Origin of the sequence: Streptomyces sp. ERV7, from assembly GCF_001653515.1 — a bacterium.
GTDB lineage: Bacteria > Actinomycetota > Actinomycetes > Streptomycetales > Streptomycetaceae > Streptomyces.
The window spans coordinates 844576-870186 of the sequence record NZ_LYOY01000029.1 but is presented as its reverse complement, the minus strand read 5'-3'; the positions used below and the strand labels follow the sequence as shown (position 1 = coordinate 870186).

The window sequence follows — 25611 nt, the reverse complement described above, 5'->3', positions numbered from 1 at the left end:
GCTCCCTGTGTAGCAGCGCACCGGCCCCGCGTCAGCCGCTCTGCACGCCGACCTGGGACCAGGCCTTCAGAACCGCCTGGTGCTCCTCGCCGTCGCCGAAGCGGGTGTGCGCCGCGGCCACCGTCAGCCGGGCGAAGTCGGCGAACAGGGCCTGCTTGCCCAGCTCGCCGCCGGTCAGCACGTCGTACCAGATCTGCCCGGCCCGCTCCCACGCCTTGCCGCCGAGCGCCTCGGCGAGGAGGTAGAAGGCGTGGTTGGGGATGCCCGAGTTGAGGTGGACGCCGCCGTTGTCGCGGCCGGTGGTGATGTAGTGGTCCATCGTCGCGGGCTGCGGGTCCTTGCCGAGCACGTCGTCGTCGTACGCCGTGCCGGGCGCCTTCATCGAGCGCAGCGCCGTGCCGGTCACCTCGGGGGCGAGCAGGCCCTGGCCGATCAGCCAGTCGGCCTGGTGGGCGTCCTGGTCGAGCGTGTACTGCTTGATCAGCGAGCCGAAGACGTCGGACATCGACTCGTTGAGCGCGCCCGGCTGGCCGTAGTACGTCAGGTTCGCCGTGTGCTGGGTGACGCCGTGGGTCAGCTCGTGCCCGATCACGTCGACCGGGATCGTGAAGTCCAGGAAGATCCGGCCGTCGCCGTCCCCGAACACCATCTGCTCGCCGTTCCAGAAGGCGTTGTTGTAGTCGGCGTCGAAGTGGACGGACGCGTCCAGCGGCATTCCGGAGCCGTCGATGGAGTTGCGCCCGTACGCCTTGAGGTAGAGCTCGAAGGTGGCGCCGAGCCCGGCGTACGCGCGGTTGACGGTGGCGTCCTTGACCGGCTTGTCGCCCTCGCCGCGGACCTTGCGGCCGGGCAGCGCGGTGCCGTGCCGGCAGTCGTGGATTGTGCGGTGGGGCTGTCCCTCGACGGCCTCGGCGGGCGGGGCGACCGCGGGTGCGCCGAGCACCGTGGTGAGGCGGCGGGCGGTGCGCTGGGCCGAGTCCGCGATGAGCGTCCTGCGTGCGATGTCGGAGAGCGCGGGGTCCTCGGCGCTGGCCAGTTTGTCGAGGACGTGGGGTGGCACGATGGTGCAGAAGACGGGTGTATGCGCGTTCATGTCGCGACAATGTGGCACTGGGTCATGGGCCTGTCACTACTCGCCACCATGATTGGTTCCGAGCCATCCCGGCCGGTACGCGTTCACCGGGTCCGGGACTTTGGTCCCTGGTCCCTTCTGCGGCGTCCCGCATACTGAAACGGGACCGGCGCTTTCGGCGCCCCTCGGCTAGGCTGCGGCACATCATGCGTTTCGGGCTGCTTCTCCTTAGCTGCCGCGGCGAGGGCCTGTAAGTCGTAGGCCGACCCCCTCCCCGCGGGATCTGGTGCTGCTTCGACTCAGTCGGCCGTCCTACCTTGAAGGACCCCGAGGAGCCCTACGCAAATGTCTGAGAACCCCGTGTCTGTCGGTCGCCCGACGCCCGTCACCAACGCGACCCACACCCAGCAGCCCTCCGGGATGCCGATCCACAAGTACGGCCGGTACGAGGCCGTGGCCATCCCCGACCGCACCTGGCCCGAGCAGCGGATCACCAGGGCGCCGCGCTGGCTGTCCACCGATCTGCGCGACGGCAACCAGGCGCTGATCGACCCGATGAGCCCCGCCCGCAAGCGCGAGATGTTCGACCTGCTGGTGCGCATGGGCTACAAGGAGATCGAGGTCGGCTTCCCGTCGTCCGGCGACACCGACTTCAACTTCGTACGCTCGATCATCGAAGAGGGCGCGATCCCCGAGGACGTGACGATCTCCGTCCTGACCCAGGCCCGCGAGGACCTGATCGAGCGGACCGTGGAGTCCCTGCGCGGCGCGCGCCGCGCCACCGTGCACCTGTACAACGCCACCGCCCCGACCTTCCGCCGGGTGGTCTTCCGCGGCTCCAAGGACGACATCAAGCAGATCGCGGTGGACGGCACCCGGCTGGTGATGGAGTACGCGGAGAAGATCCTGGGTCCCGAGACGACCTTCGGCTACCAGTACAGCCCGGAGATCTTCACCGACACCGAGCTGGACTTCGCCCTGGAGGTCTGCGAGGCGGTCTGCGACGTCTGGCAGCCCGAGGAGGGCCGCGAGATCATCCTCAACCTGCCCGCCACGGTGGAGCGTTCGACGCCCTCCACGCACGCGGACCGGTTCGAGTGGATGAGCCGCAACCTGACCCGCCGCGAGTTCGTCTGCCTGTCCGTGCACCCGCACAACGACCGCGGTACGGCGGTGGCGGCGGCCGAGCTGGCGATCATGGCCGGGGCCGACCGCATCGAGGGCTGTCTGTTCGGCCAGGGCGAGCGCACCGGCAACGTCGACCTGGTCACCCTGGGCATGAACCTGTTCAGCCAGGGCGTCGACCCGCAGATCGACTTCTCGCAGATCGACGAGATCCGCCGCACCAGCGAGTACTGCAACCAGATGGAGGTCCACCCGCGCCACCCCTACGCGGGCGACCTGGTCTACACCGCCTTCTCCGGCTCCCACCAGGACGCCATCAAGAAGGGCTTCGACGCGATGGAGGCCGACGCGGCCGCCAGGGGCGTCACCGTCGACGACATCGAGTGGGCCGTCCCGTATCTGCCGATCGACCCGAAGGACGTCGGACGCTCCTACGAGGCCGTCATCCGGGTCAACTCGCAGTCGGGCAAGGGCGGTATCGCGTACGTCCTGAAGAACGACCACAAGCTGGACCTGCCGCGCCGGATGCAGATCGAGTTCTCCCGGATCATCCAGGCCAAGACCGACGCCGAGGGCGGCGAGGTCACGCCCGGCCAGATCTGGTCGGTCTTCCAGGACGAGTACCTGCCGAATCCGGCCAACCAGTGGGGCCGCATCCAGCTGCGTTCCGGCCAGACCACGACCGACACGGACGGCCGGGACACGCTGACCGTCGAGGCGGTCGTGGACGGCGCGGACACGGTCCTGACCGGCACCGGAAACGGTCCGATCTCGGCCTTCTTCGAGGCGCTGGCCGCCGTCGGGGTGGACGCGCGGCTGCTGGACTACCAGGAGCACACGATGAGCGAGGGCGCGTCCGCGCAGGCCGCCTCGTACATCGAGTGCGCCATCGACGGGCAGGTCCTGTGGGGGATCGGCATCGACGCCAACACGACCCGCGCCTCGCTGAAGGCGGTCATCTCCGCCGTCAACCGCTCGGCCCGCCAGTAGCCCCCGGCTCCTGACCCCGCCCCACCGGCCCTGGACGGCCGGTGGGGCGCCGTCTTTGCGCCACTCCCTCCAACGGGGTGCTGACGGCACCTCGTCGATGTGGCTAACATCACGTCAACGCGGCAATGTTGCCGGTCCGTTACGGAGGTGCGCGGTGGTGCTAGGCCGGGGACACAACGCTACGAACCCTCGCGCCGCGGGCATCCTCGAACGAGTCTGGACGGTCCGGACTTCCTGGACCACCGTGGGCGACGGCGAGTTCTTCTGCCCGGAGTGCGGGGGCGACCGCAACTTCCGCCGCCGCACCGGCCGTCGGCGTCTGGCCGTCCTGGGCGTCCCGCTTCTCTCGCGCGGGGCCGCCGGGCCCGTGGTGGAGTGCGCGGCCTGCGAGACCCACTTCGGTACGGACGCCCTGGACCACCCCACCACCACCCGCTTCTCGGCGATGCTGCGTGACGCCGTGCACACCGTCGCCCTCGCCGTCCTCGCCGCGGGCGGCACCTCCTCGCGCACGGTCACCTCGACCGCGGTCGCCACCGTCCGCGCCGCCGGGTACGACGACTGCACCGAGGAGCAGCTGATCACCCTGATCGAGGCGCTGGCGGCCGACACCGGGCGCTTCCTGACCGACACCGAGGCCGACCCGTGCGGCGCGGCCCTCGCCATCGAGCTCCACGAGTCCCTGGAGCCGCTGGCCCCGCACCTCGCCCCGGCCGGCCGTGAGTCGATCCTGCTCCAGGGCGCCCGTATCGCGCTCGCCGACGGCCCGTACCGCCCGGCCGAGCGCGAGGTCCTCACCACGGTGGGCGGCGCGCTCCAGCTGTGCGCGGACGATGTGGCCCGGCTGCTGGCGGCGGCCCGCACCCCGTCCTGACCGACCCGTCCTGGCGGGGCCCGTCCCGTGCGGTGAAACAATGGGTCCATGAGTCTGTTCCGGGACGACGGCATCGTGCTGCGGACCCAGAAGCTCGGTGAGGCCGACCGGATCATCACGCTTCTGACCCGCGGGCACGGGCGGGTGCGCGCCGTCGCCCGCGGGGTGCGCCGCACCAAGTCCAAGTTCGGGGCGCGCCTGGAGCCGTTCTCCCACGTGGACGTGCAGTTCTTCGCGCGCGGCAGCGAACTGGTCGGGCGCGGTCTGCCGCTGTGCACCCAGAGCGAGACGATCGCTCCGTACGGTGGCGCCATCGTCACGGACTACGCCCGGTACACCGCCGGCACCGCGATGCTGGAGACGGCGGAACGGTTCACCGACCACGAGGGTGAGCCCGCCGTGCAGCAGTACCTGCTGCTGGTGGGCGCGCTGCGCACCCTCGCGCGCGGCGAGCACGCCCCCAATCTGATCCTCGACGCCTTCCTGCTGCGCTCGCTCGCCGTCAACGGCTACGCCCCCAGCTTCGAGGACTGCGCGAAGTGCGGCATCCACGGCCCCAACCGGTTCTTCTCGATCGCGGGCGGCGGAGTGGTCTGCGCCGACTGCCGGGTCCCCGGCAGCGTCGTACCCTCTGCGGAGGCGGTCGGACTGCTGAGCGCGCTCCTCACGGGGGACTGGGCGACGGCCGACGCGAGCGAGCCCCGGCATGTGCGCGAGGGCAGCGGCCTCGTGTCGGCCTATCTGCACTGGCATCTGGAGCGCGGCCTGCGCTCACTGCGGTACGTAGAGAAGAACTGAGGGAGAAGAACCCCACATGGCACGACGCGGAATCCTGGGCGGCCGGTCCCGGCGCGAGTACACGACCCCCGAGCCGCACCCCTCGGGTGCGCGCCCGCCGAAGATCCCCGGTGAGCTCGTCCCCAAGCACGTGGCGGTCGTCATGGACGGCAACGGGCGCTGGGCGAAGGAGCGCGGGCTGCCGCGCACCGAGGGCCACAAGGTCGGCGCCGAGCGCGTCCTCGACGTTCTGCAGGGCGCGATCGAGATGGGGGTCGGCTCCATCTCGCTGTACGCCTTCTCCACCGAGAACTGGAAGCGCTCGCCCGACGAGGTGCGCTTCCTGATGAACTTCAACCGCGACTTCATCCGCAAGACCCGCGACCAGCTCGACGAACTGGGTATCCGGGTGCGCTGGGTGGGCCGTATGCCCAAGCTGTGGCGCTCGGTGGCCAAGGAGCTCCAGATCGCCCAGGAGCAGACCAAGGACAACAACAAGCTCACGCTGTACTTCTGCATGAACTACGGCGGCCGGGCGGAGATCGCCGACGCGGCGCAGGCGCTGGCGGAGGATGTGAAGGCGGGCCGGCTGGACCCGTCGAAGGTCAGCGAGAAGACCTTCGCGAAGTACCTGTACTACCCCGACATGCCGGACGTGGACCTGTTCCTGCGCCCCAGCGGGGAGCAGCGCACCTCCAACTACCTTCTCTGGCAGAGCGCTTACGCCGAGATGGTGTTCCAGGACGTGCTGTGGCCGGACTTCGACCGCCGGGACCTGTGGCGGGCCTGTCTGGAGTACGCGCAGCGCGACCGCCGCTTCGGCGGGGCGCTGCCCAACCTCGACATCCCCCGACAGGACGGTGCCGCGGGGAGCGAGTGACCCCGTGCCGGGGCGGCCGGGTCGGTCAGACCGCGGCCGCCGCGCACTCGGCGTCGGCCGCCGCCAGCTCCATCTCGGCGGCGAGCCGCGCGCCGCGGTCCTCGGAGAAGTCCAGGGCCGCGAGCACCGAGGGAACCGCGATGCTGGACATCACATGGCGCTGGAGGACCAAGTGGCGGTGCGAGAGGTCCTGGTAGTCGCTGAGCGTCTGGGACATCATCTGCAGCCCGGCGAAGGCACCCACGTACAGCTCGGCGGTGTCGGAGATGACCACGTTGGGCATCAGCTCGCCGCGCTGCTGCGCCAGGGTCAGCACCTCGACGTTCACCTCGCTCCAGTGCCGGAACGGGCCGCTGCGGTCGAGCCCGGTGGCCTGCTGGTCGAGGGTCAGCCGAATACTGGCGCGAATCAGATGGTCGGTGCGCAGCCGGTGCGCGAGCACCGAGCCGGAGTCGATCAGTTCCTGGAGTTTGACGGGCTGCGGCGGCAGCGCGGGCCCGGAGCCCTGCTCGTTCAGAACCCCGTGCGCGAGCGCTTCCTTCGACTGGAAGTGGAAGTAGAGCGCGCCCTTGGTGACTCCGGCCATCTTGAGGATGTCCGTGATCGTGGCGGCCTGGAACCCCTGCTTCTCAAAGACGATGGCCGCGGCCTCCAGGATCGCCCTCCTGGTGCGGATCGCACGGTCCTGCTTCGCCACGCTGCCTCCTTCTGTTGCGCCGCGATGTCGACGCCGTGAACTTCGGGACCGCCCCAGCCCCGCTATTGAAAAAAACCGTCTGGTTTGTATCTTAACAGGGGGACGCAGGACTATGTTCTTCGTACATGCCTCGGGGGGAGCCATGTCCAAAACACAAGCAGTATTGACCAGCGCCATACCCATAACCGGTGCCGGGCCCACCAACATGACGCAATCGCACCCCGTCTCACCGGAACTGGTCCACCGGGCCAGGCCGTCCGACGCCTTCCCGCGCGGCTGGCGCCGACGTGACGAAAACACCTTTTCGGTCACCGCGCACTGGCCGCACGACCACGTCTTCTTCGAACCCGTGGCGGGCGACCGGCACGACCCGATGCTCGTCGTGGAGACGATGCGGCAGTCGGCGATGCTGATAGTGCACGCGGGCTACGGGGTGCCGCTCGACTGGCACTTCATGCTGACCGACCTCGAATACACCGGCAACGAGGGCCAGCTGGACGTCGGCGGCCAGCCGGCGCTCATCGACGTGGAGCTGGAGTTCTCCCGCCTCGAATGGCGCGGCGGCAAGCTGTCGCGGCTCAAGGTCCACTGGGTGCTGCGCCGCCTGGGGCCGGGGCAGCAGCAGCCCCCAGAACTTGCCGAACATCTGCCGCGAGAACCAGCGCGGCTGGCTGCGCCCCATCGCCTCGAAGCCGACGGTGGTCGCCGCGATCACCGCCTTGGCGTCCTCCACCGCGACCCCGTCGGCGAGCGCGCCCTCGGCGGCCGCCCCGGTCAGCACATCGCCGACCCAGTCGACCCAGTACTGGCGCAGATCCGTCGAGCCCTTCCAGGTCGCGTCGGAGCTGAGCCCGAACCCGGCCCGCAGTATGACGTCGTCGCCGAGCCGGAACGCCAGCGTGTGGGTGGTGTCCACGAGGACCTGGAGCGCCCGTCCCTGCCCGGCCTCGCGCGGGCGCGCGATCTGTCTCAGGGACGCCATGGCGTGGTCCCCGACGGCCTCGGCGAGGGCGTTCTTGCTGACGAAGTGGAAGTGCAGCGCGCCGTTGCTGACGCCTGCCCGGGTGCTGATCGCGGTCAGTGAGGACGGGGCGAAGCCGTCCGTGTCGAACACCTCGGCCGCCGCCAGGATCAGCGTCTGCCGCGTCCGCTCAGCCCGTTGCTGCTTGCTCATGGGGTAACTCCGTTGTCGCGCAGGAAGGAGGGGGCTTCTGGAGGACAGGAGCCAAGGGGAAGATTGTATAGAAACCAACCCGACGGTTTCTTTAGTCCTGGTTGAGTCTGGCCCAAAGCGTTCCCCGGGTAGTCGGAGTGCCGCTGCGCTCCGCCGCGCTGACCTGCACTTCATGCGCGATAAGGCGATATCGACGTACGTTCTGACGACGGGAATCAGCCGGGCCTCACGGCTGGATCCGCACCCCTGCCTGCTACGAACGGGACATCCGGTCTGCAACCGTCCGCTTCCCGGTCTGCGAGTGTCCGCTTCCTGGGTACGCGAAGGGGCCGGGGCAGTCGGTGGATCCACCGACTGCCCCGGCCCCTTCGCGTATGTCTTCTTCCGTCCCGCTCGGGTGGTGTCCCGCGCGGGCCTACTTCTCCGCGCCCGCCGCGCACTCCGCGCAGGTGCCGAAGATCTCCACGGTGTGCGCCACGTTGACGAAGCCGTGCTGCTCGGCGATCGCCTCGGCCCACTTCTCCACCGCCGGACCCTCGACCTCCACGGCCTTGCCGCACATCCGGCAGACCAGATGGTGGTGGTGGTCGCCCGAGGAGCAGCGGCGGTAGACCGACTCGCCCTCACTGGTGCGCAGTACGTCGACCTCGCCGGCGTCGGCGAGCGACTGCAGGGTGCGGTAGACCGTGGTCAGCCCCACCGAGTCGCCCCGGTGCTTGAGCATGTCGTGCAGCTCCTGCGCGCTGCGGAACTCGTCCACCTGGTCGAGCGCCGCCGCCACGGCGGCCCGCTGCTTCGTCGACCGGCCGCGTACGGGTGGTCCAGCCGTCGCCACAGGTGCCTCCCTCTAACCGTCGCCCGCTCACGTCGTCGGGCCATTCTGCCAGGTCGGGGTCAGACCGTGGCCTCGTCGGCCGCGCTGCGCGAACCCGGCACCTCCAGGGTGCACTCCCGTGAAGCGGTTTCGGCCACCCGCGCACGCCTGCGCGCCAAGGGTGCGGCGAGCGCGGTCAGGGCGATGAAGGCGCCGATGGCGAGCAGCACGATCGTCGCTCCGGGCGGCACGTCCTGGTAGTACGAGGTGACCGTGCCGGCCAGGGTGACCGTGGTGCCGATGACCACCGCGAGGACGAACGTCACCGCGAAGGAGCGGGAGATCTGCTGGGCCGCCGCCACCGGGACCACCATCAGCGCGCTGACGAGCAGCAGGCCCACGGCCCGCATGGCCACCGTGACGGTGATCGCGGCGGTCACCGCGATCAGCAGGTTGAGCGCCCGCACCGGAAGCCCGGTGACCCGCGCGAACTCCTCGTCCTGGCTCACCGCGAAGAGCTGGCGCCGCAGCCCGACCGTGACGAGCACCACGAACGCGGCGAGCAGACAGATCGAGGTGACGTCCGAGTCCGAGACGGTGGAGAGCGAGCCGAAGAGGTACGAGGAGAGGTTGGCGTTGGAGCCGGTGTCCGACAGGTTGACCAGAAGCACACCGCCCGCCATACCGCCGTAGAAGAGCATGGCGAGCGCGATGTCGCCGCGCGTCTTGCCGTACGCGCGGATCAGCTCCATCGTCACGGCGCCGACGACGGAGATCAGCGTCGCCATCCACACCGGGCTGGTGTTGAGCAGGAAGCCGAGGCCGACGCCGGTCATGGCGACATGGCCGATTCCGTCGCCCATCAGGGCCTGGCGGCGCTGCACCAGGTAGATGCCGACGGCGGGTGCGGTGATGCCGACCAGGACGGCCGCGATGAGCGCCCGCTGCATGAAGGCGGTCTGGAGGATTTCCATGATCAGGTCAGCAGTCCTGTGCGGATCGGCTCGGTGGCCGAGTGGGGGTGGACGTGGTCGTGACCCGGCAGCGCGTGCTGGCCGGTGGCCTTGGGCGGCGGGCCGTCGTGGGTGACGCAGCCGTCGCGCAGCACCACCGCGCGGTCGATCAGCGGCTCCAGCGGGCCGAGCTCATGGAGCACGAGCAGGACGGTCGCGCCGCCCGCGACCTGCTCGCGCAGGGTCGCGGCGAGGATCTCCTGGCTGGCCAGGTCGACGCCCGCCATCGGCTCGTCCATGATCAGCAGCTCGGGCTCGGAGGCGAGCGCGCGGGCGATCAGAACGCGCTGGTGCTGGCCTCCGGAGAGGGCGTTCACCGAGTCCTTGGCGCGGTCGGCGAGGCCCACGAGCTCGATGGCCCGGCGCACGGCCGCCCGGTCCGCCTTGGAGAGCAGCCCCAGCTTCGTACGGGAGAGCCGCCCGGAGGCCACGACCTCGCGGACGGTCGCGGGCACCCCGCTCGCGGCGGTGGTGCGCTGGGGCACATAGCCGACGCGCGCCCAGTCCCGGAAGCGCTTCAGCTCCGTACCGAACAGCTCGACGCGGCCCCCGGTGAGCGGCACCTGGCCGATCGCCGAGCGCACGGCGGTGGACTTGCCGGAGCCGTTGGCGCCGAGCAGGGCGACGACCTCACCGCGCCGGACGGTGAGGTCGATGCCGCGCAGCACCGGGCGCGAGCCGAGGGTCGCCGTGGCTCCGCGCAGGGATATGACGGGTTCCCTCACTGGTTCCCTCACGGGTGCCTCCCATGGGCCTGGTACGGACTGGGTCGTCGCTTCGCGGGTCGTCACTTCGCGCCGAGCGCCTTCTGGAGCGCGGCCAGGTTGGACTCCATGACCTTGAGGTAGTCCTCGCCCCTGGACTTCTTGGTGATGCCCTCAAGCGGGTCCAGGACGTCGGTCTTGAGCCCGGTGTCCCCGGCGAGGGTCTTGGCGGTCTTGTCGCTGGCCAGTGTCTCGAAGAAGACCGTGCCGACGTGGTCCTTCTTCGCGATGGACTGGAGCTCCTTGACCCGGGCGGGGCTCGGCTCGGCCTCGGGGTCGATGCCCGCGATGCCCTCCTGGGTCAGCCCGTACCGCTCGGCGAGGTAGCCGAAGGCGGAGTGGGTGGTGATGAACGTCCTGGTGGCGGTGGTCTTCAGGCCCGCCGCGAACTTCTGGTTCAGCGCCCCGAGGTCCTTGACCACGGCGTCGGTGTTCTTCTTGTAGTCCGCCGCGTGGTCCGGGTCGGCCTTCTCCAGGGCCTTGCCGACGCCCTGGGCGACCTCGGCGTACTTGACCGGGTCCAGCCATACGTGGGGGTCGGCGCCGGCCTCGCTCTCGCCGTGGTGCTCCTCGCCCTCGTGGCCGTGGCCGACCTCGGTGCCGTGGTCCTCCAGCTTGGTGAGGCCGGCGGCGTCGACGGTGTGCCGGGCACCGGACTGCGCGATGGCCTTGTCCACGGCGGGCTGGATGCCCTTGAGGTAGACGACCAGACCGGCCTTGCCGAGGGAGGCGGTCTGCCGGGGGCTGAGCTCCAGGTCGTGCGGCTCGACACCCGGCTTGGTCAGATTGCGTACGGAGACGTGGTCGCCGCCTATTCGCTCGGCCAGGTACTGCATCGGGTAGAACGACGCCACCACGTCCAGCTTGCCGTCCTTGCGGCCCGAGCCCGCGTCGGAGTCCGAGCAGGCGGTCAGGGCACCGAGGCCGAGCACCACGGCGGTGGAGAGGGCGGCGGCGGGTATGAGGCGTCGTACGTTCATGACAGTCATTTTCAACAAAAGTGGAAACGATTGTCAACAACGCTGGTCGCGGGCACCGCTCCGGGCGGTGCGGGGATACCGAGCGGGATACCGATTTGATCCAGGGGTGGAGGCCGCCGCTAATCTGGGGCATTCGCCGTTCGTCGTCGTCGTAATGAAGAGAGCACCGTGGCCGCCGACAAGATCGACACCATCGTCAACCTGAGCAAGCGCCGTGGCTTCGTCTACCCCTGCAGTGAGATCTACGGTGGTCAGCGCGCCGCCTGGGACTACGGGCCGCTGGGTGTCGAGCTGAAGGAGAACCTCAAGCGCCAGTGGTGGCGATACATGGTCACCTCGCGCGAGGACGTCGTCGGCATCGACTCGTCGGTGATCCTGGCCACCGAGGTCTGGGAGGCCTCCGGCCACGTCGCCACCTTCACCGACCCGCTCACCGAGTGCACCTCCTGCCACAAGCGGTTCCGCGCGGACCACCTGATCGAGGCGTACGAGGAGAAGCACGGCAAGGAGCCCGCGAACGGCCTCGCCGAGCTCAACTGCCCCAACTGCGGCAACAAGGGCACCTTCACCGAGCCCAAGAACTTCTCGGGTCTGCTCTCCACCCACCTCGGCCCGACCCAGGACAGCGGCTCGGTCGCCTATCTGCGCCCCGAGACCGCGCAGGGCATCTTCACCAACTTCGGCCAGGTCCAGCAGACCTCGCGCAAGAAGCCGCCCTTCGGCATCGCGCAGATGGGCAAGTCCTTCCGCAACGAGATCACGCCCGGCAACTTCATCTTCCGCACCCGCGAGTTCGAGCAGATGGAGATGGAGTTCTTCGTCAAGCCGGGCGAGGACGAGCAGTGGCAGGAGTACTGGATGCAGGAGCGCTGGAACTGGTACACCGGCCTCGGCATGCGCGAGGAGAACATGCGCTGGTTCGAGCACCCGAAGGAGAAGCTCTCCCACTACTCCAAGCGCACCGCCGACATCGAGTACCGCTTCCAGTTCGGCGGCAGCGAGTGGGGCGAGCTGGAGGGTGTCGCCAACCGCACCGACTACGACCTCTCGGCGCACGCCAAGGCGTCCGGCAGCGACCTGTCGTACTTCGACCAGGAGGCCGGTGAGCGCTGGACCCCGTACGTCATCGAGCCCGCCGCCGGTGTCGGCCGCTCCATGCTCGCCTTCCTCCTCGACGCCTACAACGAGGACGAGGCGCCCAACGCCAAGGGCGTCATGGAGAAGCGCGCCGTGATGCGCCTCGACCCGCGCCTGGCGCCGGTCAAGGTCGCGGTGCTGCCGCTCTCGCGCAACCCGCAGCTCTCGCCGAAGGCGAAGGGCCTGGCGGCGGACCTGCGGCAGAACTGGAACATCGAGTTCGACGACGCGGGCGCGATCGGTCGTCGCTACCGTCGCCAGGACGAGATCGGTACGCCGTTCTGTGTCACCGTCGACTTCGACACGCTCGACGACAACGCGGTGACCGTGCGGGAGCGGGACACGATGTCCCAGGAGCGCGTGTCCCTGGACCAGATCCAGTCGTACCTGGGTGCGCGGCTTCTGGGCTGCTAGGCGCTCCGCGGGGGCGGTGTATTCGACTGCGGGCCGTCGGTGGCTGGTCGCGCAGTTCCCCGCGCCCCTAGGAATCACGTGGCTGAGCCCCGTGCTGCCGAACAGGCAGTACGGGGCTCAGCCTTTGTATGCGCCGCGCGTAACGGTTCCGGGCCAGGCCTTTTGCCTTTAAGGGCGCGGGGAACTGCGCGACCAGCCCCCACCCGGCCGCAGACGAATCGGGGACCGGGAAGGCCCCCCGAAGCCCTTCCCCTCGGGGAGGTGGTAGCCCGCCGGCACGGCGGGTGCGGACCTGGGCGTCCCGGAGGGCGTTACGCCGGGGGCTGCCTCGCCTGTGGGGCCCCTCTCGTGCAGCGCCATGTACGTACCGCCGAGCGCCGCGGCGGCAAGGACGGCGGCGAGGGCCACCCAGACGGCGGTCCGGCGCCGCGCGCGGCGAGGGGCGGGCAGAGTGCCCGCGCCCTCGGGGGCCAGGACGGCAGTCGCGCCGGTACTACGCCGGTCCCGGGGCTCGGCGGCGCCCCCCGGCCGCCCCTCCGCGCCATGACGGCGGGTCGCCCGGTCGGCCTGCCCCCGTCGCTGCTCGGCGCGGCGACCGCTGTCGACAGGGTCCACAGTGGCTGAGGGCGCGGTCGGCGCGAGCTCCTGCTCCCGCAGCCGCGATTCCACCGCCTCCGCCGTGGGCCGGTCCTCCGGCTCCTTGGCCAGCAGCTCCTCGATCAGCGGGGCCAGCGGCCCGCCCCGGTGTGTCGGTTCGAGCGGGTCGACGGCGATCGCGTACGCCGTCTCGATGGGGGTGGCCCGGCGGAACGGCGGGCGCCCCTCCACCGCCTGGTAGAGCGTGGCGCCCAGCGCCCACAGGTCGCAGGCGGGACCCGGATCCCCGCCCTTGACCCGCTCGGGGGCGCAGTAGTCGATCGAGCCGACCAGCTCGCCGGTGCGGGTGAGCGTGGACGTGCCGGACGCGACGGCGATGCCGAAGTCCGTCAGGACCACCCGGCCGCTCTCCCCCAGCAGCACGTTGCCGGGCTTGACGTCACGGTGCAGGACCCCGGCGGCGTGCGCGGCCCGCAGCGCGGCGATCATGCTCCGGCCGATCCTGGCGGCTTCGCCGGGATCCAGCGGACCGTCCTTCTTCAGTACGTCAGCGAGCGTCCGGGACGGCACGTACTCCATGACGATGCACGGCAGCCCCTCGTCCTCCACCACGTCGTGCACGACCACGACGTTCGGGTGCGTGATCCGGGCGGCGCTGCGCGCCTCGCGCCGGGTGCGCTCGTGGAGCGTGGCGCGCTCGTCGTCGCCCAGATGCGGCGCGAGGTGCAGCTTCTTGAGCGCGACGTGGCGACCGAGCAGCTCGTCCTCGGCCCTCCACACCGTGCCCATACCGCCGCGGCCGATCTGCTCGACGAGCCGATAGCGCCCCGCGATCAGCCGCCCGGCCTGGTCGGGTCGCGCCCCGTCCCACACTTCGTACTCCTCACTCCGTCCCCCGTGCTCCGCGTCTTCTCGCCCCACACGCACCTGTGGCCCCCGCCGCACCTCTCGTCACCCTAGCGACGGAATGTCACGATCTCGCCATGGGGGGGTGCGACGCGACGGCTCATGGTCCGCCGAGCGTCCGGCGCCACCATGGCCCGCCGGTCGTGCGTCAGCAGCCGCGAGGGCGAGCCGCTCGGCGGTCAGGCTATGGGTTCCGCGACGAGGCGGAAGACCTCGGCCGGCTTCGCACGGAAGGCGGTGTTCGCCGCGTCGGCGGCGATCATGTGCGGGCTGACGTCATGGGCGGCGAGGGCTTCGGGCGAGGCCCACCGTTCGATCAGGACGAAGCGGTCGGGGTCGTCCGCGACCTGGTGGAGGTCGTACTGGAGGCATCCCTCCTCCGCCCGCACCAGGGGCGCGAGGTGCTCGAAGGCCGTGGCCTGCTCGCCGCCCCGGCCGGGCAGGGTGGCGATGTGGATGATGAGCTGGATCGGCTGCGACATGCGGGGGACCCTACGCGGCGCGTCGTCCGCGGGGCGGGGGCGTCTCACCAGGAGGACGGGCCGGGCCGGGCCTGATCCCGGGATGCGGTCAACTCCCGGCTGGAACAGCCCCATTGACACCATCGGCCAGACCTCTACCGTAGAGCAGTGCACGAGATGTCGCACCACGTTCGATATATCGAACGATCCGGTGAGACAGAGAACGGGATCCCGCCTCACACCCTCGGCATGCGGAGGATTTCATGGCCTCATCCCTTGGCAGACGACCGTTCCTGGCCGCGGCCGGTGCGGCCACGGCGGCCGCCCTGGCCGCCATCGACGGCCCGACGGCCCACGCGGCGCCGCTCCCCGGGGCGGCGCAGGCGGCCACGCCCGTCCAGCCCTTCCCCTTGGCGGCGGTGACCCTGCTGGCCGGCCCCTTCCGGGACAACCAGCAGCGGAACACCTCCTATCTGCGCTTCGTCGACATCGACCGGCTGCTGCACACCTTCCGCCGCAACGTCGGTCTGGCCGGCAGTGCCCAGCCCTGCGGCGGGTGGGAGGGGCCGGACAGCGAACTGCGTGGTCATTCCACCGGGCACCTTCTCTCCGCTCTCGCCCTGGCCCATGCGAGCACGGGCGACACGGCCCTGCGCGACAAAGGGCGCCGGTTGGTCGCCGCACTCGCCGACTGCCAGGCCGCGTCCGTGCCGGCCGGATTCGGACAGGGCTATCTGTCCGCGTTCCCCGAGAGCTTCTTCGACCGCCTGGAGGCCGGTACGGGGGTGTGGGCGCCGTACTACACCCTGCACAAGGTCATGGCCGGGCTGATCGACCAGTACCGGCTGGCGGGCAACCGTCAGGCCCTCGACCTGGTGGTCCGCAAGGGCGACTGGGTGGACCGGCGGACGGCGAAGCTGTCGCACGAGCAGATGCAGCGGGTTCTGGACACGGAGTTCGGCGGTATGAACGAGGTGTTCGCCGATCTGCACGCGCTCACCGGCGACGCGAAGTGGCTCGCCGTCGCCGAGCGCTTCACGCACACCCGCGTCTTCGACCCGCTGGCCAGGAACGAGGACCGGCTCGCCGGACTGCACGCCAACACGCAGATCCCCAAGATGATCGGCGCGATGCGACTGTGGGAGGAGGGGCTCGCCGACCGCTACCGCGCGATCGGAGAGAACTTCTGGCGGATCGTCACCGGCCACCACACCTACGTCATCGGCGGCAACAGCAACGGCGAGGCGTTCCACGAACCGGACGTGATCGCGGGCCAGTTGTCCGACGTGACCTGCGAGAACTGCAACAGCTACAACATGCTCAAGCTCACCCGGCTGCTGCACTTCCACGCGCCGGACCGCACCGACCTGCTCGACTACTACGAACGCACCCTGCTCAACCAGATGCTCGGCGAGCAGGACCCCGACTCCGCCCACGGCTTCAACATCTACTACACCGGTCTCGCCCCCGGCTCCTTCAAACAACAGCCGTCCTTCATGGGCCCGGACCCGAACGCGTACTCCACCGACTACGACAATTTCTCCTGCGACCACGGCACCGGAATGGAGACGCACGCCAAGCTCGCCGACACCGTCTACACACACGACGACCAGCGACTGCTGGTCAACCTGTTCATCGCGTCCGAGGTCATCTGGAAGGAGAAGGGCATCACTTGGCGGCAGACGACCCGCCTGCCCGACCAGTCCGCGACGCTGCTCACGGTCACCGCCGGAAGTGCCCGGCATCAACTCCTCGTCCGCATCCCCACCTGGTGCACGGGTGCCCGCGTCAAGCTCAACGGCCGTACGCTGCCCGACCGCCCAGAGGCCGGCAGCCGCCTGGTGCTCGACCGCGCGTGGCGTACGAACGACCGGGTCGAAGTCACCCTGCCCATGCGGACCACCGTCGAGGCGACCCCCGACGACCCCGACGTCAAGGCCATCCTGCACGGGCCGGTCGTGCTGGCCGGGGCGTACGGGAACCGGGCCGAGCCATGGCTGCCCCGCCTGGACACCGCCTCGGTCCGGCAGACGGCAACCGATCCGCTGACCTTCACAGCGAGCGCCGACGGCGAACCGGTCACCCTGCTCCCCGTCGCCCGTGTCCACCACCAGCACTACAGCGTCTACTGGCTGACCGGCCAACCGCCTTCCCCGCCCCCGCAGTTCGCCGCCTGGCACCGCTTCGACGAGACATCCGGCACGACGGGCGCCGACGCGACCGGCAACGGCAAGAACGCCCGGCTGGCCGGAGGGGCCACGTGGTCGCCGCAGGGACGCGACGGCGGCGCCGTGGCCCTGAACGGCACCGACGCTCACGTCGTCCTCGCCGACGACCTGCTGGCGGGCGCCTCCGCCTACTCGGTGGCCACCTGGGTCAACCTGGCCGGTCAGCCTGCCGTCTGGAGCCGGATCTTCGACATCGGCACCGGCGTGACCGCCAACATGTTCCTGACCCCGCGCAGTGACACCGGTACCCTCCGGTACGCCATCACCGCGGGCGGGGGCGGAGCGGAGCAGCGCATCGACGCTGCCGCGCTGCCCACGGACCGCTGGGTCCACGTGGCCGTGACCTACGGCAGGGGCACCGCCACGCTGTACGTGGACGGCCGGGAGGCGGGGCGCAACACGGGCATCACCGTGGAACCGCGCTACTTCGGCAACCGCATCCGCTCCGCGTACCTCGGCAGGTCCCAGTACCCCGATCCGTACCTGCGCGGGGCGCTGGACGACTTCCGGGTCTACGGCAGGACGCTGACCGCGGCCGAGGTCGCGGGGCTGGCCCGGCCCGCGGGCATCTAGCCGGCCGGGAGAGCCGCCGCACGCGCCGCTGACAACCGTTTCTCGTTTCTCGCCGAGCACGGCAACCCTTTCGAGCCCCGGCGGCAACCTGACACCGAATCGTCCCTTCTTCTCTTCATGGAACGGAAACTCCCTATGAGTGCGAACCGCCGCACGGCCCGTCATCGCAGACCGCACACGGCCCTGGCCATCGGCGTGCCGCTGGCGCTGGCCGCTTCCGGAGTCCTGGCGTACGGGTCCGTGTTCGGACTGGGGCCGGGCGAAGAGGAGAAGGCCGCGGCGGCGGAGGCTCCGACCTGGGCGACCGCCGCCGCCGACGGGTTCGCCTCGGTCGACGCTCTCGGGCAGAACGGTACCTACGGCGGCCGGGGTGGCAGGACCGTCACCGTCAGCACGCTCGCCGACCTTGAGAAATACGCCGGCGCCCCGGAGCCGTACGTCATCGTCGTCGCGGGCCCGATCACCATGGTCCCCGTCGGCAAGGAGATCAAGGTCGCTTCGGACAAGACGATCATCGGCTCCGGGACCCTGGGGCGCATCGTCGGCGGGGGCTTCTTCCTCGGCCAGGGCGTTCACAACGTGATCATCCGAAACCTGACGATCGGGGACTCGTACCAGGGCGTGTGGAACGACAAGGAGCACGACTTCGACGCCATCCAGATGGACGGGGCCCACCATGTGTGGATCGACCACAACGACCTGCGGCACACCGCCGACGGACTGATCGACGTCCGCAAGGACAGCACGTACGTGACGGTGTCCTGGAACAGGCTCAGCAACGCCAACAAGGCCTTCGGTATCGGGTGGACACCGAATGTCGTCACCGACATCACGATCCACCACAACTGGATCCGCGAGACCGAGCAGCGCAACCCGTCCACGGACAACGCCGCCCACGCGCACCTCTACAACAACTTCCTGGAAGACGCCCCGGGCACCTCCATCAAGTCCTCCTACGGCAACTACGCACGCGGCAGCACGCGGATGCTGCTGGAGAACTCCTACTTCCAGGGCATGAACAACCCCGTGATCAGGGACGCCACCGCCGCTCTCACCCAGCGCGGCAACCTCTTCTCCGGCACGAGCGGACGCAACGAGAGCGGCGGCGGTACGGCCTTCGACCCGAAGAAGTACTACGGCTACACCCCGGACGCCGCCGGCGACGTGCCCGCGCTGGTGAAGTCCGGAGCGGGCCCGAGGAGTTCCCTGGGCAAGGCGGCCGCGACCAACGCCGCCGCCAGGACCCTCACCGTCGCCAAGGACGGCACCGGCCAGTTCAGGACGGTCCAGGCCGCGGTGGACGCCGTGCCCGTCGGGAACCCCTCCCGCGTGGTCATCTCGGTCAAGCCGGGTACGTACCGCGAGACGGTCGACGTTCCGGCGAGCAAGCCGCACCTCACCATCCAGGGCTCCGGCGCGAGCCGCAAGGACACGACGATCGTGTACGGCAATGCGGCCGGGACGCAGAAGCCGGACGGTTCGGGCCCGTACGGAACTCCGGGCAGCGCCACGGTCGCCATCCGTTCGGACGACTCCCAGCTGCGCAACCTCACCGTCTCCAACGACTTCGACGAGGCCGCGCACCAGTCCATGAACGACCACCAGGCAGTCGCCCTGCTCACGACCGCGGACAGGATCGTGCTGGACGGCCTCATCGTCACCGGCGACCAGGACACCCTGGAACTGGAAACCGCGGCGAAGGACAAGCCGGGCCGCGTATACGTCACCCACTCCTACGTAGTCGGCAACGTCGACTTCATCTTCGGCCGTGCCACCGCTGTCATCGACCAGTCGGTCATCACCCTCAAGAAGCGCTGGAACGGCACCTCGGCCGGTTACGTCACCGCCCCGAGCACCCAGGCGGGCCGCCACGGCATCCTCATCAACCGCTCCACGGTCAACGGTGACGTGAGCGCCTCCTCCTTCAGCCTCGGCCGGAACTGGCATCCGGGCGGTGACAAGACCGCCGATCCCCAGACCACCGTCCGCGACTCCACCCTCAGCGCCGCGATCAAGCGCACTCCCTGGAGCGACATGGGCGGCTTCTCCTGGAAGGACGACCGCTTCGCCGAGTACAGGAACACCGGTCCGGGCGCCGGTCCGAAGAGCACCGACCGGCCCCATCTGACCGACCCCCAGGCCGCATCCCAGACGGTCTCGGCCTGGCTGGGCGACTGGACGCCGTAGACCGGCAGGAGCGACGGTGCCCTCGGGGCTGGGGCCCCCGGGGGCCCGTCCGGCGTGGCCCGTGCCCGCCTCAGCCCCCCGCGCCCGGCGCCGCGCGGAACGTTCCGGTGACGGTGTACCGCTGCCCCTTCGTCGCGGTGGCCGTCACGGCGTAGGCATCGGCGGTCGCGGCCCGTGAGCCGGGGGCGTGGTTGTACTGCACGGCGAACACGTGCCGTCCCGGGGCGACGGTCCGGCCCGGCTTGAGGGTCCACCGGTAGATGAGGGCACCACCCTCGTCAGTGGTGGCCAGGGTGAAGTCGCCCGCGGGCAGGGTCCGCCAGGCGCCGGTGGAGGCCACACCGCCCGTCTGGGCGATGCGGACCTCCAGCGTGAGCGTGTCCAGTGGCACCGCGGCGTGGAGGGTGATGTTGCTCTGGGCCCAGTAGGCGTTGGCGTGGGGGTCGACGGAGCCTTCGGACCGGAGCGGCCCGTCCTGTACGTGGGGAGGGGTCGAAGGGGTGCGCGCACCGTCCGCCGTGGACGGGGGTGACGGCGCTGCCGGGGCCGTGGCGACCTCCCGTCCGGGACCGCCCGTCTGGACGGTGATGGCGATCGCGTATCCGCCCACCGCGAGCGCTGCCGTCGAGGCGAGGGTGGCGAAGGTGACGCGGGGCCAGGAGAGGGGCCCTGCCGTATGGCGGCGGGGGCGGGGGCTGTCGGACATGCCGTGCCGGACGCGCGCCAGCATGCCGTCCCGGTCGGGCTCGTGAGCCGCCGCCGCGTCCCGGAGCAGACGCTTCAGGTCCTCCATCAGTTCCTCGTTCCGGTCAGTTCCTCAGCGGCCTGCGCCCCGAGGAGGCGCTGGAGCTCGGCCATGCCCTTGGAGGTCTGGCTCTTCACCGTACCCACGGATGTGCCGAGGGCGAGGGCGGTGTCCTTCTCCGACAGGTCCAGTGCGTGGCGAAGCACGACGCACGCACGTTTACGGAACGGCAGTCGCGCCAGCGCGCGGCGCACGTCCATGACGGCATCCACGTCGGGGTGCTGCGCACGGCCCGGCAACGCCGCCCAGAAGAGGTGGATGCGCCGCCGTTCGCGGGTGAGAGCGCGGATGCGGGCCCGGGCCATGTTGGTGACCACGCCGCGGGCGTAGGCCACCGGGTGGTCGGCGCCCCGGACCCGGTCCCACCGGTGCCAGAGCGCGACGAAGGCGTCGGCGGCCAGGTCGTCGGCGGTGTCCGCCTCACCGGTCAACAGGCGGGCGAGGCGTGCCAGTTCGGCGTGGTGGCGCTCGAAGAAGTCGTGGAACTCCGCGGACGCGTCGTCAGGGGCCATACCGCGGTCTCCGTGGGGTGTGCCCGTGCTCGGCCCGAGCCGGCGCCGGTGTTCGTGCCCGCCGTCGGGGACGGGGCCGGTGAGCATACCAAGCATTCGGTCAGCTCTCTCCATGTCGTACGGGCGGTCGCTTCGTCTCCGGTGGCCTGCCCCGGGGCCGCGGATCACCTCAGGACGCCCGAGCCCGCGCGGCGGGCGAGGGACGCGGGCAGGCCGGCCGCGGAGGACTCAAGTCCCCCGGCGAGGACGGGCTTCCACCCCGTGCCAGGCTTGATCTTCTTGCTGTTCGCGGCGTTGTGGGCGGCGACGAGGTCGGTGACCGAGCCGTTGACCATGTTCCCGCTGCCGGCGAACGCGCCCGTACCGTCGCCCGACAGAAGCTGGGACACCTTCCGGTCGGCGGAGAGCGTCCAGTAGTTGTTCTGCGCCACGATCTGCACGCCGGCACGCGCGTTCACGCTGTAGCTGTGGGTGTAACCGTCGCGCGCGGTGGTGTCGAAGTGGTTGTTGTAGAGGTGAACCTGTCCGACCCGGGCCAGCGGCGCGCGCTGGACGATGCCCTGGAAGACGTTGTGGTGCAGCGTGACACGGAGTTTGGTGTCCTTGTCACTGCTGCCGATGAGCATGGTCTTGTCGTGGTCGGTGAAGCGGTTGTGCGACACGGTGACCAGGTCGGAGGCCTTGGTGATGTCGAGGGCTCCGTCGTGGACCTGGTACTCGCGGCCGAAGTAGCGCGGGTTCGAGGCGTCGAGGTGCGGGCTGTCGGTGAACGTGTTGTGGTCGGCCCACACATGTGTCGCCCCTCGCAGGGTGACGGCGTCGTACGCGGAGTTCCAATTGCCCTTGGAACCGTCCTTGGGGTCCCACTGGGGGAAGCAGTCACGGGTGTCGGCGAAGGTCAGGTTGCGGATGATGACGTTGTCCGCCTTCTGGACCAGCAGACTGCCCCCGTTGATGCCCGCGTCGGTGCCGGGCACGCCGATCACTGTGGTGTTCGACGGCACGGTGATACCCACCCGCGCGGCCTGTCTCGCCTGCGCCGCGGCGCGCGCGGACTCCTGAGCGCCGGACGGCGCCTTGGACCGTCCCCATACCGACGGGTCGTACGCCTTGAGGTAGGCGGCGAGCGCGTAGCCCGTGCCCTTGGCGTAGTCGGCGCAGGTCAACGGGCGGCCCTGGTCGTCGGTGTTGGCGTCGATGCGGCCTTTCACCCGGATGATCCTCGGGGTGCCGGAGGGGCCCGCGCGGAGCGCCTTGACCAGTTCGGCCCGCGTGGTGACGGTGACGTCGTGCGCCGCGTCCGCGGCCTGTCCGCCGGTGGTGCCGGAGCCGCTCGACGCCCAGCCGTCCTGGGCGGCCAGGACGGCGTGTGCGAGATCGACGGCACCCGCGTCGGCGCGCATGGCGAACGGCAGGGCGCCCAGCCCCGCCGCGGTGACAAGCCCCGTGGTGAGCAGGGCGATACGACGGCGGGCGGGGAGGCGGCGGTGCGAGGAAGCAGGCATCGGATGGCGTTCCTTGTGCGGAGGTGGAGCGGAGTACTTCTCTGTCGGCCCTCAGTTGCCGCCGCACGCGGCGGAGTTGCCGACGAAGGAAAGAACGCCGTGCGATCTGCGTCACACCGCATCGACGGCGTCGGCCGTCGGGGCACAACCGGCTGCCCGAACACACCTTCTTCCGTGTTCCAACGTCTCTAGGTGCCGGGTTTCCCTGGCGGCCGGGGCGCGGCACCCGGCAGGCTCGGAGGGTCCAGGCTCCGCACCCGCCGGCATCGACCGAACCGGCGGACGGGCCGAAGTCTGCGGTGGGCCCGTGGCGGCCCACCCGGATCAGGGGGGCATGCGCCGTCGGCCGACGCTTGGCGACGAGGACCTGCTCACGGCACCTTCCGTCCCGACATGGACAAGCGGCTCCAACTGCCGCTGCTCGCTGCACGACACCCACACAAGGGGGAACCTTTCTTGACCACTCACCTTCGACACGGCACCCGCCTACGGATGGTGCTCGCCATGGTGGCGACGCTGTGCGGGCTCATCGGCGCCGGCACGCTCGGTACCACCCGGGCTGCGGCGGCCGACCAGCGTCAGGCGATCTACGCCATCGCGCACCGGGTCGACACCCTGGACGGCGTGGACGCCGCGCTCAAGCACGGCGCCAACGGCATCGAGATCGACGTCTGCGCCTGGTGGAACCCGAACGAATGGCGTGCCTATCACGACTGTTCGTCAGCCGGTGACAACCGGCGGGGCCCCAGCTTCGACAGCATGATCGACCGCATCGTCTCCCACGCCAACGCGGGGCGCCGACTGTCGCTGGTCTGGCTGGACATCAAGGACCCCAACTACTGCGGCGAAGCCCAGAACCGCGGGTGCAGCGTGGCCGGCCTGCGCGACAAGGCGCAGAGGCTGACGGCTGCCGGCATCCAGGTGCTCTACGGTTTCTACGAGTACCACGGCGGCAGCACACCGGACGTCGGCGGCCGGGGCTGGAAGAGCCTGGAAGGCAGGCTCGGCGGCCTGGAGGGCATCACGACGACCGGGACCCGGGACCAGGTCACAGGAGCGTTCAACCGGTCCGGCTCGGGTTTTCCTGCCGGTCGGCGGGCCATGGACTACGGCGACAGCGACATCACCAAGGGCTTCGGCAACTGCACGGAACCCACCTACAACACGTGCGCCGAGCTCAAGAAGGGCGCCCAGGACCGTGCCGCCGGCCGGCTCGCTGCCACGCTGTCCTGGACGACCACGTACAACGACCCGTGGTATGTCGACAAGCTCCTGGGCGATGCGCGCGTGGATGGCATCATCGCGGGCTACGGCGCCTTCACGGGAGTGCGCGAGTACGACGACAGCTGGCAGTGTGCCAACTCCATCAACCTCATCCGCGACTGGGTGAACCGCCACGGCTCCACCCACCGCATGGCCACCAGCGGTGACCGCCTCTTCCACTGAGAGAGGCCCCCGGGCCGGGTCCGTCATGGCCCGGCCCTCGCCCGGCCGCGTGGCGGACCACCCACCTCAGGTGCAGGTCAGGCCATCGCGCGGCCGGGTGCCCTGGATGAGATAGGAATCGACCGCGCCGGTGATGCAGGCGTTTCCCGTGTGGTACGCGCCGTGGCCCTCGCCGCGCACGGTGAGGTGGACGCCCACCTTGTCGCCCAGTCGCCGTGCCATCGCCGCCGCTCCCGACGCAGGGGTGTCCGGGTCACCGGTGTTGCCGAGTACCACGATGGGCGCCGCGCCCTTGGCGTCCACATCGGTGGTGACGGCCTTGCCCGGCACCGGCCAGTTGCCGCACTGGGACAGCGACCAGGCCAGGGGTTCACCGAAGGCGGGGGACGCCTGGCGGAGCCGCGGCAGCGCCCGCCGCACGTCGGTGGCGTTGTAGCGGCGCTTGTCGTCGGCGCAGGTGATGGCTCTCCGGGCGGCACCGGCGTTGCTGTAGCGGCCGCGCTCATCGCGGTCACCCCTGCCGTCGGCCAGTGAACTCAGCACCGCGCCCCGCCCGTGGTGCATCGCCTCGTCGAGCCCCGCCGCCAGCTGCTTCCAGGTCGCCTTGTCGTACAGGGCCGCGGCCATCCCCTCGGTCGCCCGGTAGCGGGAGAGGGTGCGGCCGTGCTGGGCGGGCAGGGGCTTGCCGTCGAGTTTCCGCAGCAGCTCCATGACCTTGCGGTTGCCCTCGGCCACGCCCGTACCCGTCGGGCAGCGCACACCCCTGGTCGAGGCGCAGTCCTGCATGAAGTGCTCAAGGGCCAGCTGGAAGCCCTCGGCCCTGCTCACAGACGCCTGGAGGGCGTCCTGCCCCGGGTCGGGTGCCGCGTCCAGCACCATGCGGCCCACGTTCTTGGGGAAGAGGTGCGCGTACACGCCGCCGACCTTGCTTCCGTAGGACGTGCCGAAGTAGGTCAGTTTCTTTTGCCCCAGCACCTGGCGGATGAGGTCCAGGTCGCGGGCGGCGCTCTCGGTGTCCATATGGGCCAGGAGCTTGCCCGAGCGCGCCCGGCAGGCCGCCGCGAACTGCTTGTTGCCACCGGCGTCCGGCCCGGGCCCGTCAACGGCGTCGATCGCCGCCTGGTCGTCGAGATCCGCGTCGCTCAGACAGCGCACCCCCGAGCTCTCCCCCACGCCGCGCGCGTCGAAGCCGACCAGGTCGTAGCGGGCGTGCAGTCGGCTGTACTCGGAGGCGAGCCGCGGCAGCGCGGCCACCCCGGAGGTTCCCGGGGCGCCGGTATTGAACAGGAGTGCCGCGCTCCCACCGCGCTGTTCGGCCTTGTTGCGGATCAGCGCCAGGTTGAGCGTCTCGCCCTGCGGCGCTGCGTAGTCCAGCGGCGCCTTGACCGTGGCGCACTCCCACCGTCTGCCCGGCGCGCTGCCTCCGCCCTGTGCCGCGGTCGGCGCCGCACACGGCCGCCACGCCACCTTCTGACCGCTCAACGCGGCGGGCAGCGCCTGGCCGGAGGTGGTGCGGGGCGGGTGTCCGGACTCCACGGCGGACTTGGCCATGTCGACCTTGTGGCACCCCGTGAGGGAGAGCGCGACACCCGTGGCGGCGACGACCAGGACGCCGGATCGGATCACGGTGGATACTGCTGAGGGCATGGCGGGTTACCGATCTTCGTGCGAGGCAGGTGC

At 70.3% G+C, this 25611-nt stretch carries 20 protein-coding genes and 2 pseudogenes; 9 read left to right on the top strand and 13 right to left on the bottom strand.

Annotation, left to right across the window (positions count from 1 at the left end; translation table 11 throughout):
• Positions 1 to 31: 31 nt before the first annotated feature.
• On the bottom strand, positions 32 to 1093 hold the full coding sequence (locus tag A8W25_RS10275; protein ID WP_067158825.1) for a M4 family metallopeptidase: 1062 nt from the start codon (positions 1091 to 1093) through the stop codon (positions 32 to 34).
• 324 nt (positions 1094 to 1417) lie between these two features.
• Here A8W25_RS10275 and leuA point away from each other — a divergent pair, with 324 nt between their 5' ends.
• The 4 genes from leuA to A8W25_RS10255 all read left to right on the top strand — a co-directional run bounded on the left by leuA (position 1418) and on the right by A8W25_RS10255 (position 5718).
• A complete protein-coding gene (leuA, locus tag A8W25_RS10270) occupies positions 1418 to 3187 on the top strand; it encodes a 2-isopropylmalate synthase (RefSeq protein WP_067158823.1) in 1770 nt (589 codons plus the stop codon).
• Positions 3188 to 3341: 154 nt separating this feature from the next.
• Positions 3342 to 4061: a TerB family tellurite resistance protein gene (locus A8W25_RS10265; RefSeq protein WP_067158821.1), complete on the top strand. Its 720-nt coding sequence runs from the start codon at positions 3342 to 3344 to the stop codon at positions 4059 to 4061.
• 48 nt (positions 4062 to 4109) lie between these two features.
• Positions 4110 to 4859, top strand: a complete 750-nt coding sequence (recO, locus tag A8W25_RS10260; protein WP_067158819.1) for a DNA repair protein RecO — start codon at positions 4110 to 4112, stop codon at positions 4857 to 4859.
• A 16-nt stretch (positions 4860 to 4875) separates the two neighbouring features.
• Positions 4876 to 5718, top strand: a complete 843-nt coding sequence (locus A8W25_RS10255) for an isoprenyl transferase (protein WP_067158817.1) — start codon at positions 4876 to 4878, stop codon at positions 5716 to 5718.
• Positions 5719 to 5743: 25 nt separating this feature from the next.
• Here the strand turns inward: A8W25_RS10255 and A8W25_RS10250 are convergent, their stop codons facing one another.
• Entirely contained in the window at positions 5744 to 6415 is a 672-nt protein-coding gene (locus tag A8W25_RS10250; RefSeq protein ID WP_067158815.1) for a ScbR family autoregulator-binding transcription factor, read from the bottom strand.
• Here A8W25_RS10250 and A8W25_RS35550 point away from each other — a divergent pair.
• Positions 6312 to 6959 (top strand): annotated as a pseudogene (locus A8W25_RS35550) (AfsA-related hotdog domain-containing protein); the annotation flags it as partial. The gene A8W25_RS10250 and the pseudogene A8W25_RS35550 overlap by 104 nt on opposite strands.
• 78 nt (positions 6960 to 7037) lie before the next feature.
• On the opposite strand, the pseudogene A8W25_RS35415 reads toward A8W25_RS35550, so the two are convergent.
• The 5 genes and pseudogenes from A8W25_RS35415 to A8W25_RS10225 form a co-directional block, all read right to left on the bottom strand.
• Positions 7038 to 7589 (bottom strand): annotated as a pseudogene (locus A8W25_RS35415) (ScbR family autoregulator-binding transcription factor); the annotation flags it as partial.
• A 415-nt stretch (positions 7590 to 8004) separates the two neighbouring features.
• Complete coding sequence (locus A8W25_RS10240) at positions 8005 to 8424, bottom strand: Fur family transcriptional regulator (RefSeq protein WP_067158811.1); 420 nt, start codon at positions 8422 to 8424, stop codon at positions 8005 to 8007.
• Between the two features lie 59 nt (positions 8425 to 8483).
• Positions 8484 to 9377, bottom strand: coding sequence for a metal ABC transporter permease (locus tag A8W25_RS10235; protein WP_067158809.1), 894 nt, complete (start codon positions 9375 to 9377; stop codon positions 8484 to 8486).
• Between the two features lie 2 nt (positions 9378 to 9379).
• Positions 9380 to 10153, bottom strand: coding sequence for a metal ABC transporter ATP-binding protein (locus A8W25_RS10230; RefSeq protein WP_067158807.1), 774 nt, complete (start codon positions 10151 to 10153; stop codon positions 9380 to 9382).
• Between the two features lie 50 nt (positions 10154 to 10203).
• On the bottom strand, positions 10204 to 11160 hold the full coding sequence (locus A8W25_RS10225) for a metal ABC transporter substrate-binding protein (protein WP_067158805.1): 957 nt from the start codon (positions 11158 to 11160) through the stop codon (positions 10204 to 10206).
• A 168-nt stretch (positions 11161 to 11328) separates the two neighbouring features.
• Here A8W25_RS10225 and A8W25_RS10220 point away from each other — a divergent pair, with 168 nt between their 5' ends.
• A complete protein-coding gene (locus A8W25_RS10220; protein WP_067158802.1) occupies positions 11329 to 12711 on the top strand; it encodes a glycine--tRNA ligase in 1383 nt (460 codons plus the stop codon).
• A 168-nt stretch (positions 12712 to 12879) separates the two neighbouring features.
• Here the strand turns inward: A8W25_RS10220 and A8W25_RS33340 are convergent, their stop codons facing one another.
• Together A8W25_RS33340 and A8W25_RS10210 are read right to left on the bottom strand one after the other, a co-directional pair.
• The gene (locus A8W25_RS33340; RefSeq protein WP_420708430.1) at positions 12880 to 14181 is read right to left on the bottom strand and encodes a serine/threonine-protein kinase; all 1302 of its coding nucleotides are present in this window, start codon (positions 14179 to 14181) and stop codon (positions 12880 to 12882) included.
• 212 nt (positions 14182 to 14393) lie between these two features.
• Positions 14394 to 14696: a putative quinol monooxygenase gene (locus tag A8W25_RS10210; RefSeq protein ID WP_067158800.1), complete on the bottom strand. Its 303-nt coding sequence runs from the start codon at positions 14694 to 14696 to the stop codon at positions 14394 to 14396.
• A 242-nt stretch (positions 14697 to 14938) separates the two neighbouring features.
• Here A8W25_RS10210 and A8W25_RS10205 point away from each other — a divergent pair, with 242 nt between their 5' ends.
• Both A8W25_RS10205 and A8W25_RS10200 read left to right on the top strand, forming a co-directional pair.
• Positions 14939 to 17476 carry a beta-L-arabinofuranosidase domain-containing protein gene (locus tag A8W25_RS10205; protein WP_067158793.1) on the top strand — a complete coding sequence of 846 codons (2538 nt, stop codon included), beginning with the start codon at positions 14939 to 14941 and terminating at the stop codon, positions 17474 to 17476.
• Between the two features lie 135 nt (positions 17477 to 17611).
• Positions 17612 to 19663 (top strand): pectinesterase family protein, encoded by a 2052-nt coding sequence (locus A8W25_RS10200; protein WP_067158786.1) that lies wholly within the window; start codon positions 17612 to 17614, stop codon positions 19661 to 19663.
• A 70-nt stretch (positions 19664 to 19733) separates the two neighbouring features.
• Here A8W25_RS10200 and A8W25_RS10195 read toward each other — a convergent pair whose 3' ends face one another.
• From A8W25_RS10195 to A8W25_RS10185, 3 genes are all read right to left on the bottom strand, one after another.
• Positions 19734 to 20456 carry a hypothetical protein gene (locus A8W25_RS10195; RefSeq protein ID WP_199831716.1) on the bottom strand — a complete coding sequence of 241 codons (723 nt, stop codon included), beginning with the start codon at positions 20454 to 20456 and terminating at the stop codon, positions 19734 to 19736.
• Positions 20456 to 20980 carry a SigE family RNA polymerase sigma factor gene (locus tag A8W25_RS10190; protein ID WP_067160975.1) on the bottom strand — a complete coding sequence of 175 codons (525 nt, stop codon included), beginning with the start codon at positions 20978 to 20980 and terminating at the stop codon, positions 20456 to 20458. Before A8W25_RS10190 ends, A8W25_RS10195 begins: the two co-directional genes overlap by 1 nt.
• 164 nt (positions 20981 to 21144) lie before the next feature.
• Positions 21145 to 22485 carry a pectate lyase family protein gene (locus A8W25_RS10185; RefSeq protein WP_067158779.1) on the bottom strand — a complete coding sequence of 447 codons (1341 nt, stop codon included), beginning with the start codon at positions 22483 to 22485 and terminating at the stop codon, positions 21145 to 21147.
• A 456-nt stretch (positions 22486 to 22941) separates the two neighbouring features.
• Between A8W25_RS10185 and A8W25_RS10180 the strand changes: the two genes are divergently transcribed.
• Positions 22942 to 23931, top strand: a complete 990-nt coding sequence (locus tag A8W25_RS10180; RefSeq protein WP_234386376.1) for a phospholipase — start codon at positions 22942 to 22944, stop codon at positions 23929 to 23931.
• A 66-nt stretch (positions 23932 to 23997) separates the two neighbouring features.
• Here the strand turns inward: A8W25_RS10180 and A8W25_RS10175 are convergent, their stop codons facing one another.
• Positions 23998 to 25578, bottom strand: coding sequence for an alpha/beta hydrolase (locus A8W25_RS10175; protein ID WP_067158776.1), 1581 nt, complete (start codon positions 25576 to 25578; stop codon positions 23998 to 24000).
• Positions 25579 to 25611: the final 33 nt, after the last annotated feature.